This is a genomic window from Streptomyces racemochromogenes, assembly GCF_044129415.1.
Classification (GTDB): domain Bacteria; phylum Actinomycetota; class Actinomycetes; order Streptomycetales; family Streptomycetaceae; genus Streptomyces; species Streptomyces racemochromogenes_A.
In genome coordinates this window covers 1-17193 of the sequence record NZ_JBBDHD010000058.1, presented here as the reverse complement: position 1 = coordinate 17193, position 17193 = coordinate 1, and the positions used below count along the sequence as shown (strand labels likewise).

Sequence of the window (17193 nt, the reverse complement as noted above, 5' to 3'; positions counted from 1 at the left end):
TGACCAGCGGCCCTCCCTCCCGAAAGGGCAACGCGCATGGAGCAGTTCGAGCCCGACCGCCTCTCGGCGGCGCAACTCGCCGCGATGCGGCGCAGTCTCACCAGTGGCCGCGGCGCCCTCACCCGCCGCTCGCTGCTGCGCGCCTCCGGAGCCGGGGCGCTCACCCTGGGCGGCCTCGCCGCCCTCACCGCCTGCGGAATCCCGCCCGCCAAGCGGGAGGGCGGTCAGGCGGCGCCGTCGGACGACCACTCGGAGCAGGAGAAGGAGATCACCTTCTCCAACTGGACCGAGTACATGGACACGAGCGACGACGAGAAGTCCCGCCCGTCGCTGGAGGCGTTCACCAAGCGCACCGGCATCGAGGTCAAGTACACCGAGGACATCAACGACAACGTCGAGTTCTTCGGCAAGATCCGCCCCCAGCTCGCGGCCGGCCAGGACACCGGCCGCGACCTGATCGTCGTCACCGACTGGCTCGCCGCCCGCATCATCCGCCTCGGCTGGGCGCAGAAGCTGGACCCCGCCCACCTCCCGAACGCGTACGCCAACCTGATCCCGCAGTTCCGCAACCCCGACTGGGACCCGGGCCGCGCCCACAGCTACCCCTGGACCGGCATCGACACCGTCATCGCCTACAACGTCAAGGCCACCGGCGGCAACAAGGTCGACTCCGTCACCCAGCTGCTCGACGACCCCACCCTCAAGGGCCGCGTCGGCTTCCTCACCGAGATGCGCGACACCGTCGGCATGACCCTCCTCGACCAGGGCAAGGACCCGGCGAAGTTCACCACCGCGGACTACGACGCCGCCCTCGGCCGCCTCCAGAAGGGCGTCGACAGCAAGCAGATCCGCCGCTTCACCGGCAACGACTACACCGCCGACCTCGACAAGGGCGACATAGCGGCCTGCCTCGCCTGGGCGGGCGACGTCATCCAGCTCCAGGCCGGCAACCCCGACATCAAGTACGCGATCCCGGCCGCCGGCTACATCACCTCCAGCGACAACCTGCTGGTCCCCGCCAAGGCACGGCACAAGACCAACGCCGAGAAGCTCATCGACTACTACTACGAGCCCGCGGTGGCCGCCGAGCTGGCCGCGTTCATCAGCTACGTCTGCCCGGTCGACGGCGTCAAGGACGAACTGGCCAGGATCAAGCCGGAGCTCGCGGACAACCCGCTGATCGTCCCGGACAAGGAGATGGCCGCCAAGGCCCACGCCTTCCGCTCCCTCAGCAGCGAGGAAGAGACGGCGTACGAGGAGAAGTTCGCCAAGCTCATCGGCGCCTGACCGGCCCCCTCACCGGCCCTCCACCGCGCCCCGTCCCCCTCCCACGACACACCACCGAAGGCCCAGGCCCATGACCGACACCACCGCGAGCGGCGACGTCCGCCTCGCCGGGATCAGCAAGCACTACGGCTCCTTCACCGCCGTGCACCCGCTGGACCTCACCATCCCCCAGGGCTCCTTCTTCGCCCTGCTCGGCGCCTCGGGCTGCGGGAAGACCACGACCCTGCGCATGATCGCCGGCCTGGAGGAGCCCTCCACCGGCACCATCAGCCTTGGCGAGCGCGAGGTCACCCACCTGCCGCCCTACAAGCGCCCGGTGAACACCGTCTTCCAGAGCTACGCGCTGTTCCCGCACATGGACATCTTCGAGAACATCGCCTTCGGCCTGCGCCGCCGCGGCATCACATCGGTCAAGAAGCAGGTCGACGAGATGATCGACCTCGTCCAGCTCGGCGAGCACGCCCGCAAGAAGCCCCACCAGCTCTCCGGCGGCCAGCAGCAGCGCGTGGCCGTCGCCCGCGCCCTCATCAACCACCCGCAGGTCCTCCTGCTCGACGAGCCCCTCGGCGCCCTCGACCTCAAGCTGCGCCGCCAGATGCAGCTGGAGCTCAAGCGGATCCAGACCGAGGTCGGCATCACCTTCGTGCACGTCACCCACGACCAGGAGGAGGCCATGACCATGGCCGACACGGTCGCGGTGATGAACGGGGGCCGCGTCGAGCAGCTGGGCGCCCCCGCCGAGCTCTACGAGAACCCGCGCACCACCTTCGTCGCGAACTTCCTCGGCACCTCGAACCTGATCGAGTCCGCCGTGGAGTCCGCCGGCTCCGACGTCGCCGTCTCGGCTTCCGGCACCACCCTCCGGCTGCCCGCCGCCCGATGTTCGACCACGCCCCGCACCGGCGGAAAGCTGCTGGTCGGCGTGCGCCCCGAGAAGATCTCCCTGGTCCCGGCCGAGGAGGAGCACACCATCGCGGCCGGCCGCAACAAGATCGCCGGAAAGATAGCCGACTCCTCCTTCATCGGCGTCTCCACCCAGTACGTGATCGACAGCCCGGTCTGCCCCGAGCTGGAGGTCTACGTCCAGAACATCGAGCGCGACGCCCGCCTGGTCCCCGGCGCCGAGGTCGTCCTGCACTGGAACCCCGAGCACACCTTCGGCCTCGACGCGGACCAGTCCATTTCTGCCGGGACGACGGGCGACGCGGGCATCGAGACCGTCGAGGAGAGCGCGTGACCGCCACCGCCGCGCCCCCGCAGACCGAGGCCCCGGCCGAGCCCCCGGTCCACCGGGCCTCGCTGAAGAAGCGCCTGATCCCGTACTGGCTGCTGCTCCCCGGCGTCGTCTGGCTGCTCGTCTTCTTCGTGCTGCCGATGATCTACCAGGCCTCCACCTCGGTGCAGACCGGCTCCCTCGAAGAGGGCTTCGAGGTCACCTGGCACTTCCAGACCTACTGGGACGCCTTCACCGAGTACCTCCCGCAGTTCCTGCGCTCCCTGGCGTACGCCGGAACCGCGACGGTCCTGTGCCTGCTGCTCGGCTACCCGCTGGCCTACCTGATCGCCTTCAAGGCGGGCCGGTGGAGAAACCTTTTGCTGGTCCTCGTCATCGCCCCGTTCTTCACCAGCTTCCTGATCCGCACGCTGGCCTGGAAGACGATCCTCGCCGACGGCGGGCCCGTCGTCGCCGTCCTGGACAAGGTCGGCTTCCTGGACGTCACCGGCTGGCTCGGCATCACCGAGGGCAGCCGGGTCCTGGCCACGCCGCTCGCGGTCGTCTGCGGCCTGACGTACAACTTCCTGCCCTTCATGATCCTGCCGCTCTACACCTCGCTGGAGCGCATCGACACCCGCCTCCACGAGGCCGCCGGCGACCTGTACGCCACCCCCGCCACGGTGTTCCGCAAGGTGACCTTCCCGCTCTCGATGCCGGGCGTGGTCTCCGGGACCCTGCTGACCTTCATCCCCGCGAGCGGCGACTACGTCAACGCTGAGCTGCTCGGCTCCACGGACACCCGGATGATCGGCAACGTCATCCAGTCGCAGTACCTGCGGATCCTCGATTACCCGACGGCGGCCGCGCTGTCGTTCATCCTCATGGCCATCGTGCTGATCATGGTCACCGTCTACATCCGCCGAGCGGGAACGGAGGACCTGGTCTGATGCGTTGGCTCCGCCGCAATCTCGTCGTCATCGCGGGCCTCGGCACGCTCGCGTACCTGATCCTGCCGAACGTCGTCGTGACGGTGTTCTCCTTCAACAACCCCACCGGGCGCTTCAACTACGCCTGGCAGGAGTTCTCCCTCGACGCCTGGAAGGACCCCTGCGGGGTCGCCGACCTGTGCGGCTCCCTCGCCCTGTCCCTCCAGATCGCCCTGTGGGCCACCATCGGCGCCACCGTCCTGGGCACCGCCATAGCCTTCGCGCTCGTGCGCTACCGGTTCCGGGCCCGCGGGGCGGTCACCTCGCTGATCTTCCTGCCCATGGCCATGCCCGAGATCGTGATGGCCGCCTCGCTGCTCGCCCTGTTCCTCAACATGGGCATCCAGCTGGGCTTCTGGACCATCCTGATCGCCCACGTGATGTTCTGCCTCAGCTTCGTCGTCGCCGCCGTCAAGGCACGCGTGCTGTCGATGGACCCGAGGCTGGAGGAGGCCGCCCGCGACCTCTACGCCGGGCCCGTGCAGACCTTCCTGCGCGTCACCCTGCCGATCGCGGCCCCCGGTATCGCGGCGGGCGCGCTGCTCTCCTTCGCGCTCTCGTTCGACGACTTCATCATCACCAACTTCAACTCGGGCAACACCGTCACCTTCCCCATGTTCGTGTGGGGATCGGCCCAGCGCGGTACGCCCGTCCAGATCAACGTCATCGGCACGGCGATGTTCGTCATCGCGGTGCTGGTGGTCCTCGCCGGCCAGTGGGCCGGCAACCGCCGCAAGAAGGCACAACCGAAGTAGACCCCGTAGGGAGTTGGAAGCCATGGCCCCAGTCGCCATGCGTAGTGTTGCGAAATCCCTTTCCGAAGCGAAGCCGGTGTCGTACTGGCTGGACGACCCCGGCCGCCCCGACCCGCAGCCGGCCCTCACCTCCGACGAGCGCTGCGACCTGCTCGTCGTCGGAGGCGGCTACAGCGGACTGTGGACCGCGCTGCTCGCCAAGGAGCGCGACCCCGGCCGGGACGTCGTACTGATCGAGAGCAAGGAGGCGGGCTGGGCCGCCTCCGGCCGCAACGGCGGTTTCTGCGCGGCCTCCCTCACCCACGGCTTCGCCAACGGCCTGGCCCGCTGGCCCGGCGAGCTGGCCAAGCTGGAGGAGCTCGGCGCCCGCAACCTCGACGCCATCGAGGAGGCGGTCGCCCGCTACGGCATCGACTGCGACTTCGAGCGCACCGGTGAGATCGACGTGGCCACCGAACCGCACCAGGTCGAGGAGCTGCGCGAACTCCACGAGGAGGCCCGCAGGCTCGGGCTCGCGGACGGCTCCGAATGGCTGGAGGGCGAGGCCCTGCGCGCGGAGGTCAACTCCCCGACCTTCCTCGCGGGCCTGTGGGACCGCGACGGCGTCGCCATGCTCAATCCAGCGAAGCTCGCCTGGGGCCTGAAGCGGGCCTGCCTGGAGCAGGGCGTACGGATCTACGAGAACACCCGCGGCCTGAAGATGGCGCGCGCCGGCCGGGGCATGACGGTGGAGACCCCGTACGGGACGATCCTGGCCCGCCGGGTCGCCCTGGGGACGAACATCTTCCCGTCGCTGGTCAAGCGCGTGCGCCCGTTCACCGTCCCGGTGTACGACTACGCGCTGATGACCGAGCCGCTGACCGAGGAGCAGCTGGCATCGGTCGGCTGGAAGAACCGGCCGGGGCTCGGCGACAGCGCCAACCAGTTCCACTACTTCCGCATCACGCGGGACCATCGCATCCTGTGGGGCGGCTACGACGCGATCTACCCCTACCGGGGCAGGCTCGACTCGGAGTACGACCACCGACCCGAGACCTACCTCAAGCTGGCGGAGCACTTCTTCACCGCCTTCCCCCAGCTGGAGGGGCTGCGCTTCAGCCACGCCTGGGGCGGGGCCATCGACACCTGCTCCCGCTTCTCGGCGTTCTTCGGTACCGCGCACGCCGGCCGGGTCGCCTACGCCGCCGGCTACACCGGGCTCGGGGTGGGCGCCACCCGCTTCGGCGCGGACGTGATGCTGGACCTGCTGGACGGGCTGTCCACCGAGCGCACCCGGCTGGAGATGGTCAGGTCCAAGCCGATGCCGTTCCCGCCCGAACCCCTGGCCTGGACCGGCATCGCCCTCACCAAGTGGTCGCTGGCCCGCGCCGACGCCCGGGGCGGCCACCGCAACCTGTGGCTGAAGACGCTCGACCGCTTCGGACTGGGCTTCGACAGCTGAGGCCGGCGGCGGGCACCGGCGCACCCCGGTGCTTCCCCGCCCCGGCGCGGTGAGCCGGTTCACCTCCACGGAGTAACCCGACCCGCGTCATAGCCCCGCCCGGCCCCGCTCTCTCCCGGTGAGACACCCTCACCTCGCGAGACGAACGGAGGCCGGGCGATGGCGTTCCCGGGGACCAGGACGGCAGTGGAGTGGCTGGCGGCGGCGGCGCCCGACCCGGACGCCTGCCGGTGGGAATGGGAGCGGGCTCCCCGCGGGGTCGCCCTCCTGCCGGCGGGCGTGCACTGGGACGTCCTGATCACCCCGGGGCCGCTGGGCTCGGCGGCCCTCGGCGTACTGCGCCGGCTCCCCGCGCCGCCCGGCCCGGTGCTCGCCGCCGGCCGGACCTCCCGCCTGGGCTTCTTCGTACCCGCGGGGACCGCCTCCCGCTGGATCGGCACGGGCGTACGGGGCGCGGGGCGCGGGAGCTGGATCGCGGTCCCGTACCCCGGCCGCGCGACGGGCGGTCCGCGCTGGCTGCACCTCCCGGACGGCCGGGGGACCCTGACGGACCCGGGGCTGCTGGAGCTCGCCCTGCACGAGGCGGCGGCGCGGATCCTGGCGGGGGAGCGGATCCCGGCGGGGGAGCCGGGAGGCGGTCCCGCGTGAGGCCCCGACAAGGCCCTGGACTGCCCCACCCGGCAACGGCACCCGGCACCCGGACCGCGGCATCCGCCGGCCCCACGGCCCCCGGCCCGCCCTGCGCGGCCCGATGACCCGGGCGGCCGACCGGGACCGCGTCGGCGGCTGGGAGCTCAGCCGGAACTTCGACGCGCGCCTCGGCTGACCGCCCACCGCACGCCCAGCAGCAGGGGGGTGCACATCAGCAGGCTCGCCAGGACGTCCAGGGGCCAGTGGAAGCCGCGCAGGACCAGGCCCGTCGCGGTCAGCGCCGTCAGGGCGGCCGCGGCGGGGAGGGGCCAGCGGCGGCGGGTGTGCGGGGCGAGGAGGAGGGCGGCGGCCGTGTAGGCCGTCAGGGCCGTGGCCGTGTGGCCCGAGGGGTAGTAGCCGGCGGCCCAGGGCTCCAGGGGGCCCGGGCGGGCGGTCCACTCCTTGAGCGGCACGATCAGCGCCGGCACCAGGGCCATCGCCAGACCGGCCGCGAGGGCGGCGGCCCGGTGGCCGCGCCGGACGGCGTACGCCATGGCCAGGGCGAGGACGGGGACGGCGACCGGGACGTTCCCGAGGTCCGCGAGGCGCTCGGTGACGGAGTCGGGAACGGTGCGCACCAGGGCGCGGCTCAGCTCCCGGTCCGGGGTCAGCAGGGGGCCGCCGACGAGGACCTGCCAGGTGATCAGCGCGAAGAGGACGGCGCAGCCCGCCGCGAGGAGCGGGCCCGGGAAAGGGGCCGGCCGTCCCGGAACAGGGGGGATGGTTCCGGGACGGCCGGCCGGATCGGGTTGCCGTGCGCCCCGGGGGGTTTGGGGCGGACGGCCGTCCGATCGGAGAGGAGTGTGCGCGAACGCATGCCCAGTACGGCGCTGGGGAAGCCCTGTACCGGTTTCGCGCCCGGTTGCCCGGGAGCGGTCTGTCTCACTCATCTGCAGAAACCGTACGGCAGCCGAGGGGGGTCCGACAGCAGGAACGGCCTCTTGCCATCGGCCCCCCACAGCTTCTTCACAGCGCCCGACCGTTACCGGCGGTACCGGCGGGCTCCCGTGTTCGGGCGGTCGCTCAGACGTCCGTGCCGATGGCCGCGAACGCCGCCTCGATGAGGTCCAGGCCCTCGTTCAGCAGCTCGTCGCTGATGACCAGCGGCGGCAGGAAGCGGAGCACGTTGCCGTAGGTGCCGCAGGTGAGGACGAGCAGGCCCTCGGCGTGGCAGGCCTTGGCGAGCGCGCCGGCGGCCTCCGGGAAGGGGGTCTTGGACGCGGGGTCCTTGACGAGCTCGATCGCGATCATGGCGCCGCGGCCGCGGATGTCGCCGATAATGTCGTACTTCTCCTGCATCGCGGCCAGGCGCGACTTCATGATGGACTCGATGTTCTTCGCCTTGGCGTTGAGGTCGAGCTCCTTCATCGTCTCGATGGAGCCGAGCGCACCGGCGCAGGCCACCGGGTTGCCGCCGTAGGTGCCGCCGAGGCCGCCCGCGTGCGCGGCGTCCATGATCTCGGCGCGGCCCGTCACGGCGGCGAGCGGCAGACCGCCCGCGATGCCCTTGGCGGTGGTGATCAGGTCCGGGACGATGCCCTCGTCCTCACACGCGAACCACTGGCCGGTGCGGCAGAAGCCGGACTGGATCTCGTCGGCGACGAAGACGATGCCGTTCTCGTTGGCGAACTTCACGATCGCCGGCAGGAAGCCCTTGGCCGGCTCGATGAAGCCGCCCTCGCCGAGGACCGGCTCGATGATGATCGCGGCGACGTTCTCGGCGCCGATCTGCTTGGTGATCTGGTCGATCGCGGCGGCGGCGGCCTCGGGGCCGCAGTTCTCGGCACCGGTGGGCCAGCGGTAGCCGTAGGCGACCGGGACGCGGTAGACCTCGGGGGCGAACGGACCGAAGCCGTGCTTGTACGGCATGTTCTTCGCCGTCAGGGCCATGGTGAGGTTCGTACGGCCGTGGTAGCCGTGGTCGAAGACGACGACGGCCTGGCGCTTGGTGTACGCCCGGGCGATCTTGACGGCGTTCTCGACGGCCTCGGCGCCCGAGTTGAACAGGGCCGACTTCTTGGCGTGGGCGCCCGGGGTCAGCTCGGCGAGGGCCTCGCAGACCTCGACGTAGCCCTCGTAGGGGGTGACCATGAAGCAGGTGTGCGTGAAGTCGGCGAGCTGCGCGGAGGCGCGGCGCACGACGGCCTCGGCGGAGGCGCCCACGGAGGTCACGGCGATGCCGGAGCCGAAGTCGATCAGGCGGTTGCCGTCGACGTCCTCGATGATGCCGCCGCCCGCGCGCGCCGTGAAGACGGGGAGCACGGAGCCCACGCCGCCGGCCACCGTCGAAAGGCGGCGGGCCTGAAGCTCCTGCGACTTGGGGCCGGGGATCGCGGTGACGATGCGGCGCTCCTGCGGGACAGCGGTCATAGAGGGCTCCCTGGGGGGTGTTTTCGGACGCACTTGTGTCTTTGTCCGCAGGCTAGGCCCGGGGGAGGGGGTAAGGCATGCTCCGTTAGGGAGTGGTGCCCGCGTGTCCTTGTCCGTGGCGGCCATAGGAAGGACGGGGTTCATCGCCCGTCGATCCCGCCGGGGTGCGGGCCCAAGTGGCGGGCCGGGCACTAGATTGAGCGCCGCGGCGTTACAGGGAACGGCACGGCAGGGGGCAGGGGTTCATGGACAGCGAGGGCACCTACGACGGACAGGCGACCCGCGCGGGGCGCGTCCCCCGCCCGGCGCCCCCCGCCGAGCCCCCACCGAAACCCCGGCACGCCCCGACGGCCGGCGCCCCGTTGGAGGGCTGGCTCCGCACGCCGCGCCCGGAGGCCGAGCCGGGGGTGTGGCGGTTCGGGTACGCACCGCGCGAGGGGGGCGCGGCGGATCCCGTCGGGGACCGGTCCCTGCTGACCGGAGCGGTCATTTCGTTCCTGGCGTGCGTGCTCGCCTGGTCCCTGATCAGCAACAACTACATCCCCTACACCGATCTGCCGGTGAAGCTCCTCACTCCGCGTGACTGGTGGAAGCCCCTGGACGGTGGCCCGGTCGACGGTCGCGGCGTCGCCGCGCTCCAGGCGTACATGCTGCTGGTGACGGTGGTGCTGGCGGTGTGGTTCAGTCGCCTCGGCTCCTGGGGCCTGGCCTTCGAACGGCTCGTCGCCGCGCGCGGCACCCGGGCCCGGGTGGCCGGTGCGACCGCAGGCGCGCTCTTCGTGGCGATGCTGATCTGGACGAACACGCTGACCGTGCTCGGACTGGTCGGAGGCCACCTGCCCTACGAGGACATGAGCGCGGGCACGGTCAAACTGGTCACCCTCCTCGTGTACGCGGTCGTCTTCGCTCCCGTGGTCCTCTTCTTCACCCGGCTCGCCCGCAGACCCGCCCCCGGTGGCCGCCTCAAGACCGCCCCGGCACCGGTGGAGACACCGCAGGCCGATCCCGCCTCCTGGCCCGAGTTGCGGGAGGCCGGGCTCGGGGAGGTGGCCGAGCGGCTCGGGGGGGAGGTGCGGGGCGGGCGGATGAACGACGTGGACTACGCGCGGATCCGCCGGGCCTGGGAATCCGTACGGGCCGACCCCACCCGGCTGTCCGCCTTCGCCGACGCCGTCCGCGACAAGGGCGCCGCCGCCTGCGTCCACCCCTCCGGCGACCGCGACCTCCCGGTCCGCGCCGCCCGGCACGACCTGCTCGCCCGCCAGGTGCTGCTCGGCACCGTCGAGGACGGCGAGCGCAACCCCTACGCCCGCCGCGGCACCGGCCTCGCCCTCGGCCCCGACGTGCTGGGGACCTCCCTGCTGGCCGTCGGCCCCTCCGGCAGCGGGAAGACCGCCCGCCTCGTGCGGCCCGTCGTCGAGTCCCTCGCCCTCCAGGCGCTGGCCGGGCAGGCCGCCGTCATCGCCGTCGGCGCGGCCGGCTCCCGGCTCGGCCCCGACGAGGCCTACGACATCGTGGTCCGCGTCGGCGACCCCGACTCCGTCCACGACCTCGACCTCTACGGTGGCACCGGCGACTGCGACGAGGCCGCCGCCCTGCTCGCCGAGGCCCTCGTCGCCGACGTCCCCGGCGCCGACGTCCGCCGCGCCGCGACCGCGCTCGCCCAGCTGCTCGGCCCCTTCCGCGCGGCGCACGGCCGCTTCCCCGCCGTGCCCGAGCTGCGCGAGCTGCTCGACGGGGTGCCCAGCGCCGTCACCTCCCTGCGCCAGGCCCTGGAGGGGGCCGGGCAGCAGGCGATGCTGCGCGAGCTCGCCGCGCGCGAGCGCCAGTACGGGGCCCACGGCGACCCCGGTCCGGCCCTCGCCGACCGGATCGCCCTGCTCGACCGGCCCGCCTTCGCCGGGTTCTTCGACACCACCGGCCGCGGCCGGCCCTTCTCGCTGCGCGCTCTCGAACATCCCGTCCGGGTCCGGGTGGACCTGCCCGAGCGCGGGCACGCCGACGCCTCCCGGATGCTGGCCCGGCTGCTGCTCGCCCAGTTCAACGCCTCCGCCGCGGCCCGCGCCGACCGCTCGCTGTTCGCCTTCCTCGCCCTCGACGACGCCTCGCACACCCTGACCCCCGAGACCGTCCGCGGGCTCCAGCGGCTGCGCTCGGCGAACGCCGGGGTGCTCCTCTCGCTCCGCTCGCTGGACGACGTCCCCGAGGCCCTGCGGACCCCGCTGCTGGGGGCGGTCGGCTGCCGGATGGCCTTCTCCGGGGTGACCACCTGGGACGGGCAGCGCTTCGCCGAGGCCTGGGGCACCGAGTGGGTCGAGACCCGCGACGTCACCCACCGCACCGTCTTCGCCGACCAGCCGCTGACCCGGGCCATCCACGCCTTCCGCAAGATGGTCACCGGCAAGGCGGTCACCACCGACGCGGTCACCGTGCGCCAGGTGGAGCGGGAGCGCTGGTCCGCGTCCGAGCTGGCGCACGCCGTGCCGCCCGGCTGCGCGGTCCTCTCCCTCACCTCCGTCCGGGGGGAACGAGCGGCTCCGCTTTTGCTCCGGCTGGCCGGAACGGGCTGAGAGAACCCGTACGGGGTGGCAGAATCGAGAGGGGTTGTTCATACGGCGTGGAGCAATCCCCGGACCAGGGGACCCCAGGATCGAGAACACCCCGCCCGCCGCTCCCCGCCCTCCCCCTAAGGCCTCTGGTACCGATGCCGCTCACCCTCGCCTCGCTCGTCCAGCATTCGGCGCTCAAGCTCAGCGTCCGGGCGGGGGAGAGCCGCCTCGACACACCCGTCCGCTGGGCCCACGTCAGCGAGCTCGCCGACCCCGTCCCCTATATGGAGGGCGGCGAGCTGCTGCTCGTCACCGCCATGAAGCTGGACGCCGAGGACCCCGAGGAGATGCGGCGCTACGTACGGCGCCTCGCGGCCGCCGGGGTCGTCGGCATCGGCTTCGCCGTCGGGGTGAACTACGAGGCCGTCCCCGAGGCGCTGGTCCAGGCCGCCCGGGAGGAGGACCTGCCGCTGCTGGAGGTGCCCCGGCGCACCCCGTTCCTCGCCATCAGCAAGGCCGTCTCGGCGGCCCTCGCGGCCGACCAGTACCGGGCCGTGACCGCCGGCTTCGAGGCGCAGCGCGAGCTGACCCGGGCCGCACTCTCCTCCGACGGCCCCGGCGACCTGCTGGCCAAGCTCGCCGCCCACGTGCACGGCTGGGCGGCGCTGTACGACACCTCCGGCGCCGTCGTCGCCGCCGCCCCCGACTGGGCCGCGCGGCGGGCCGCCCGGCTCACCCCCGACGTGGAGCGGCTGCGCGAGCGGCCGGCTCCGGCGAGCGCGGTGGTGGGCGGGGCCGAGGACCGGGTCGAGCTCCAGTCGCTCGGTACCGGGAGGCGGGCCCGCGGCGCGCTCGCCGTGGGGACGGCCGCCCCGCTGGGCACCGCCGAGCGGTACGCGGTGCACTCCGCCGTCGCCCTGCTGACCCTGACCACCGAGCGCTCGCGGTCCCTGCACGACGCGGAGTCCCGGCTGGGCGCGGCGGTGCTGCGGATGCTGCTGGAGGGGGAGGCCGGGCACGCCCGGGCGGTGGCCGGGGACCTGTACGGGGCCCTGCTGGAGGCGCCGTTCCGGATCGTGGTCGCCGAGCCGGCCCTGCCGGGGACGGCCCAGCCGGAGGGGCTGGCCCTGCTGGCCGACGCCGTGGAGTCGGCGGCCTCGCGGACCGGGGAGGCGCTGCTGGTGGTGCCGGAGCCCGGACGGCTGGTGGTGCTCGCCGCCGACGGGGGCGCGGCGGTGCAGGCGTGCGCCGACCACGCGGAGGCGCTGGAGTCCCGGCGCGGCCGGGAGACCGCCGGGCCGGAGCCGGACGAGCTCGTCGTGGGCCTCTCGGCGCCGGCCGGCCCGGAGGGGGTGGCCGCGGCGTTCAAGCAGGCCGACCAGGCGCTGGCCGTGGCCCGGCGGCGCGGCCGCCCGCTGGTCGAGCACGAGGACCTCGCGGCGGGGTCGGTGCTGCCGCTGCTGGCCGACGACGCGGTACGGGCCTTCGCGGACGGCACGCTGAGGGCCCTGCGGGAGCACGACGCGACCGGACGGGGTGACCTGGTGGCCTCCCTCCAGGCGTGGCTCGCCCGGCACGGGCAGTGGGACGCGGCCGCCGCGGACCTCGGCGTCCACCGGCACACCCTGCGCTACCGGATGAAGCGGGTCGAGGAGATCCTCGGCCGCTCCCTGGACGACCCGGACGTCCGCATGGAACTGTGGCTCGCCCTCAAAGCCAGCCCGGCCCAGCGCTGACCCTCCGGGGGAGGGGGGTACGCCGCTGCGCGGGGCCGCCCCCGCCCCGCCCTTCACCCGTTCTCCGGGGCTCCGCCCCGGACCCCGCGCCTCAATCGCCGGCGGGGCTGGAATGTCGCTGCGCGACATCCAGCCCGCGCGGCGATCGAGCGCACGGGCGCGCAGCGCCCGCAACGGGTCCGGGCGGAGCCCGGGGAACGGTGGAAGGGCGGGTAGGGGACGGCACCGCGCAGCGGCCTGACCCACGCGGGGCGCAGAGGCCCTCAGGCGACACTGACAAAGCGGCGCGGCCCCGCCGGGAGGTTCTCCAACGCGGATAAACCGCGAAGCACCCCCGGCGACCTACCGTGGTGGAGACAAGGACCACCGCACACACCGAAGGGCCGGGATTCGCATGACCTCCACCCACGCCTTCTGGCTGGCCGGCCGCCAGGCCACCGGCGAGGACAGCTTCGACGTCCACAACCCGTGGGACGGCCGGCTCGTCGGCACCGTCAGCGTGCCCACCGACGCCCAGGTGGAAGAGGCCGTGGCCGCGGCGTACGCCGTGACGGCGGAGTTCTCCGCGACCCCCGCCCACGTACGGGCCGCCGCCCTGGACCACGTGTCCAAGCGGCTCGTCGAGCGCACCGAGGAGATCGCCCAGCTGATCTCCGCCGAGAACGGCAAGCCGATCAAGTGGGCGCGCGGTGAGGTCGGCCGTGCGGTGTCCGTGTTCCGTTTCGCCGCCGAAGAGGCCCGCCGCTTCAACGGCGGAGAGGCCCAGCGCCTGGACACCGACGCCGGCGGCGTCGGCCGCCTGGCCCTGACCCGCCGCTTCGTCAAGGGCCCGGTCCTCGGCATCGCGCCGTTCAACTTCCCGCTGAACCTGTGCGCCCACAAGGTGGCCCCCGCCATCGCGGTCGGCGCGCCGATCATCCTGAAGCCGGCCCCGGCCACCCCGCTCTCCGGCCTGATCCTCGGCGAGCTGCTCGCCGAGACCGACCTCCCGGCCGGCTCCTGGTCGGTCCTGCCGGTCGCCAACGACAAGATGCCGGCCCTGGTCAAGGACGACCGCCTCCCGGTCATCTCCTTCACCGGCTCCGACACCGTCGGTTACGCCATCCAGCAGTCGGTGCCCCACAAGCACTGCACCCTGGAGCTCGGCGGCAACGCCGCGGCCGTGGTCCTCGCCGACTGGTCCTCCGAGGCCGACCTCGACTGGGCCGCGACCCGTATCGCGACCTTCTCGAACTACCAGGCCGGCCAGTCCTGCATCTCCGTGCAGCGCGTGATCGCCGACGCCTCCGTCTACGACCGCCTCGTCGAGAAGGTCGTCGCGAAGGTCCAGGCCCAGGTCACCGGCGACCCCGCCGACGACGCCACCGACGTCGGCCCGCTGGTCTCCGAGGACGCCGCCAAGCGTGTCGAGTCCTGGGTGGACGAGGCCGTCTCCGCCGGCGCCAAGCTGCTCACCGGCGGCAAGCGCGACGGCGCCTCGGTCGAGCCGACCGTCCTCGCCGAGGTCCCGGCCGGCGTCAAGCTCGCCACCGAGGAGGTCTTCGGCCCGGTCCTGACGATCACGAAGGTCGAGAACACCGACGAGGCCTTCGCCGCCGTCAACGACTCGAAGTTCGGCCTGCAGACCGGCGTCTTCACCCGCGACGTCCAGGTCGCCTTCCGCGCCCACCGCGAGCTGGAGGTCGGCGGCGTGATCATCGGCGACGCCCCCTCCTACCGGGCCGACCAGATGCCGTACGGCGGCGTCAAGCAGTCCGGCGTGGGCCGCGAGGGCGTCCGCTACGCGATGGACGACTACACCTACGAGCGCGTCCTGGTCCTCACGGGCCTCGACATCTGACCGACTCGTACGGTCCCAGACCGACGGCCGGAGCCTACTGTGCGGGGGCTCCGGCCGTCCCCCTTTTGCCGCGCCCCCCGAATCCCCGGCGCCCGAAACGGGTACGACTCACACGCAACCGATGGGCAGCCCCCGATGCGGCGAGGTGAGGACCCGGATGTCGGCAACACAGCCCGTACAGCCCAAGGTGACGGAGCGCGAGGCACGGCAGGTCGCGGAAGCGGCCCGGGAGCAGGACTGGCGCAAACCCAGCTTCGCCAAGGAGCTCTTCCTCGGCCGCTTCCGCCTCGACCTGATCCACCCCCACCCGCTCCCCGCCGGCGAGGACGTCCGGCGCGGCGAGGCCTTCCTCGCCCGGCTGCGGGAGTTCTGCGAGAACGAGATCGACGGGCAGCGCATCGAGCGCGAGGCCCGCATCCCCGACGAGACGGTGCGCGGGCTCAAGGAGCTCGGCGCCCTCGGCATGAAGATCAGCCCCGAGTACGGGGGCCTGGGCCTCACCCAGGTGTATTACAACAAGGCCCTCGCGCTGGTCGGCTCCGTCAGCCCGGCCATCGGCGCCCTGCTCTCCGCCCACCAGTCCATCGGCGTGCCCCAGCCGCTGAAGATGTTCGGCACCAAGGAGCAGAAGGACGCCTACCTGCCGCGCTGCGCCACCACCGCGATCAGCGCCTTCCTGCTCACCGAGCCGGACGTCGGCTCCGACCCGGCCCGCCTGGCCACCACGGCCGTCCCCGACCCCGAGGACCCGGACGCCTACCTCCTCGACGGGGTCAAGCTGTGGACCACCAACGGGGTGGTCGCCGACCTGCTCGTGGTGATGGCCCGGGTACCGGCGTCGGAGGGCCACCGCGGCGGGATCACCGCCTTCGTCGTCGAGGCCGACTCGCCCGGCATCACCGTCGAGCACCGCAACGCCTTCATGGGCCTGCGCGGCCTGGAGAACGGCGTCACCCGCTTCCACCGGGTCCGCGTCCCCGCCTCCCAGCGGATCGGCCCCGAGGGCGCCGGCCTCAAGATCGCGCTGACCACCCTCAACACCGGACGGCTGTCCCTGCCCGCCATGTGCGTCGGCGCCGGCAAGTGGTGCCTGAAGATCGCCCGCGAGTGGTCCGGCGTCCGCGAGCAGTGGGGCCGCCCGGTCGCCCGGCACGAGGCCGTGGGCGCCAAGATCTCCTTCATCGCGGCCACCACCTTCGCCCTGGAGGCCGTGGTGGACCTCGCCTCCCAGATGGCCGACGAGGACCGCAACGACATCCGCATCGAGGCCGCCCTCGCCAAGCTCTACGGCTCGGAGATGGCCTGCCTGATGGCCGACGAGCTGGTCCAGATCCGCGGCGGCCGCGGCTTCGAGACCGCCGAGTCCCTCGCCGCCCGCGGCGAACGCGCTGTGCCCGCCGAGCAGCTCCTGCGCGACCTGCGCATCAACCGGATCTTCGAGGGCTCCACCGAGATCATGCACCTGCTGATCGCCCGGGAGGCCGTCGACACCCACCTCTCCGTCGCCGGCGACCTCATCGACCCCGACAAGGCCCTCGGCGACAAGGCGAAGGCGGGCGCCCGCGCGGCCGGGTTCTACGCCCGCTGGCTGCCCAGGCTCGCCGCCGGTCCCGGCCAGGTCCCCGGCACCTTCCGCGAGTTCCACCCCGCCGGCCACCCCGACCTCGCCACCCACCTGCGCTACGTCGAGCGCGGCGCCCGCAAACTCGCCCGCTCGACCTTCTACGCCATGTCCCGCTGGCAGGGCCGCATGGAGACCAAGCAGGGATTCCTCGGGCGGATCGTGGACATCGGCGCCGAGCTCTTCGCGATGAGCGCGGCCTGCGTGCGCGCCGAGCACCTGCGGGCCACCGGCGACCACGGCCGCGAGGCCTACCAGCTCGCCGACGCCTTCTGCCGCCAGTCCCGGCTGCGCGTCGAGGAGCTCTTCGGGCGGCTGTGGGCCAACACCGACGACCTCGACCACAAGGTGGTCCAGGGCGTCCTCTCCGGCACCTACACCTGGCTGGAGGAGGGGGTCCTCGACCCCTCCGGCGACGGCCCCTGGATCGCGGACGCCTCCCCCGGCCCGTCCACGAGGAAAAACGTTCACCGTCCTCTGCGCTGACCTGCCATCATCGGCACTGTTCGGACAGATGTGCGGACACGGGTACGAGTGCGAGGCGGACGAGGACGATGGCGACGGCCGAGGAGGACCGGGCCAGCCGGAGGCTGGCCCGGGGGGGGGGGGGGGGGGGGGGGGGGCGGGCCCCCCCCCCCCCCCCCCCCCCCCCCCCCCCCCCCCCCCCCCCCCCCCCCCCCCCCCCCCCCCCCCCCCCCCCCC

General features: G+C 73.0%; 12 protein-coding genes. 10 read left to right on the top strand and 2 right to left on the bottom strand.

All coding sequences use genetic code 11. From position 1 onward, the window contains the following. Positions 1 to 36: 36 nt before the first annotated feature. The 6 genes from WDV06_RS21500 to WDV06_RS21475 all read left to right on the top strand — a co-directional run bounded on the left by WDV06_RS21500 (position 37) and on the right by WDV06_RS21475 (position 6333). The gene (locus WDV06_RS21500; RefSeq protein ID WP_395511390.1) at positions 37 to 1287 is read left to right on the top strand and encodes an ABC transporter substrate-binding protein; all 1251 of its coding nucleotides are present in this window, start codon (positions 37 to 39) and stop codon (positions 1285 to 1287) included. A gap of 70 nt (positions 1288 to 1357) precedes the next feature. Then, on the top strand, positions 1358 to 2524 hold the full coding sequence (locus tag WDV06_RS21495) for an ABC transporter ATP-binding protein (protein WP_395511389.1): 1167 nt from the start codon (positions 1358 to 1360) through the stop codon (positions 2522 to 2524). Beyond that, the gene (locus WDV06_RS21490) at positions 2521 to 3450 is read left to right on the top strand and encodes an ABC transporter permease (RefSeq protein WP_395511388.1); all 930 of its coding nucleotides are present in this window, start codon (positions 2521 to 2523) and stop codon (positions 3448 to 3450) included. Before WDV06_RS21495 ends, WDV06_RS21490 begins: the two co-directional genes overlap by 4 nt. Beyond that, on the top strand, positions 3450 to 4244 hold the full coding sequence (locus WDV06_RS21485; protein WP_395511387.1) for an ABC transporter permease: 795 nt from the start codon (positions 3450 to 3452) through the stop codon (positions 4242 to 4244). The genes WDV06_RS21490 and WDV06_RS21485 overlap by 1 nt, the downstream gene beginning before the upstream one ends. 22 nt (positions 4245 to 4266) lie before the next feature. Further along, complete coding sequence (locus tag WDV06_RS21480; RefSeq protein ID WP_395511386.1) at positions 4267 to 5685, top strand: NAD(P)/FAD-dependent oxidoreductase; 1419 nt, start codon at positions 4267 to 4269, stop codon at positions 5683 to 5685. Between the two features lie 159 nt (positions 5686 to 5844). Continuing rightward, the gene (locus WDV06_RS21475) at positions 5845 to 6333 is read left to right on the top strand and encodes a hypothetical protein (RefSeq protein ID WP_395511385.1); all 489 of its coding nucleotides are present in this window, start codon (positions 5845 to 5847) and stop codon (positions 6331 to 6333) included. A 146-nt stretch (positions 6334 to 6479) separates the two neighbouring features. On the opposite strand, the gene WDV06_RS21470 is transcribed toward WDV06_RS21475, so the two are convergent. Then, positions 6480 to 6953: a phosphatase PAP2 family protein gene (locus WDV06_RS21470; protein ID WP_395511384.1), complete on the bottom strand. Its 474-nt coding sequence runs from the start codon at positions 6951 to 6953 to the stop codon at positions 6480 to 6482. A 445-nt stretch (positions 6954 to 7398) separates the two neighbouring features. Then, the gene (gene gabT / locus WDV06_RS21465) at positions 7399 to 8745 is read right to left on the bottom strand and encodes a 4-aminobutyrate--2-oxoglutarate transaminase (RefSeq protein ID WP_395511383.1); all 1347 of its coding nucleotides are present in this window, start codon (positions 8743 to 8745) and stop codon (positions 7399 to 7401) included. A 245-nt stretch (positions 8746 to 8990) separates the two neighbouring features. On the opposite strand from gabT, the gene WDV06_RS21460 reads away from it, so the two are divergent. The 4 genes from WDV06_RS21460 to WDV06_RS21445 all read left to right on the top strand — a co-directional run bounded on the left by WDV06_RS21460 (position 8991) and on the right by WDV06_RS21445 (position 16977). Next, positions 8991 to 11315, top strand: a complete 2325-nt coding sequence (locus WDV06_RS21460) for an ATP/GTP-binding protein (RefSeq protein WP_395511382.1) — start codon at positions 8991 to 8993, stop codon at positions 11313 to 11315. Positions 11316 to 11449: 134 nt separating this feature from the next. Then, complete coding sequence (locus WDV06_RS21455; RefSeq protein WP_395511381.1) at positions 11450 to 13030, top strand: PucR family transcriptional regulator; 1581 nt, start codon at positions 11450 to 11452, stop codon at positions 13028 to 13030. Positions 13031 to 13424: 394 nt separating this feature from the next. Beyond that, on the top strand, positions 13425 to 14870 hold the full coding sequence (locus WDV06_RS21450; protein ID WP_395511380.1) for an aldehyde dehydrogenase family protein: 1446 nt from the start codon (positions 13425 to 13427) through the stop codon (positions 14868 to 14870). A 157-nt stretch (positions 14871 to 15027) separates the two neighbouring features. Then, positions 15028 to 16977 carry an acyl-CoA dehydrogenase family protein gene (locus WDV06_RS21445; RefSeq protein WP_395511379.1) on the top strand — a complete coding sequence of 650 codons (1950 nt, stop codon included), beginning with the start codon at positions 15028 to 15030 and terminating at the stop codon, positions 16975 to 16977. The last annotated feature ends 216 nt before the right edge of the window (positions 16978 to 17193 follow it).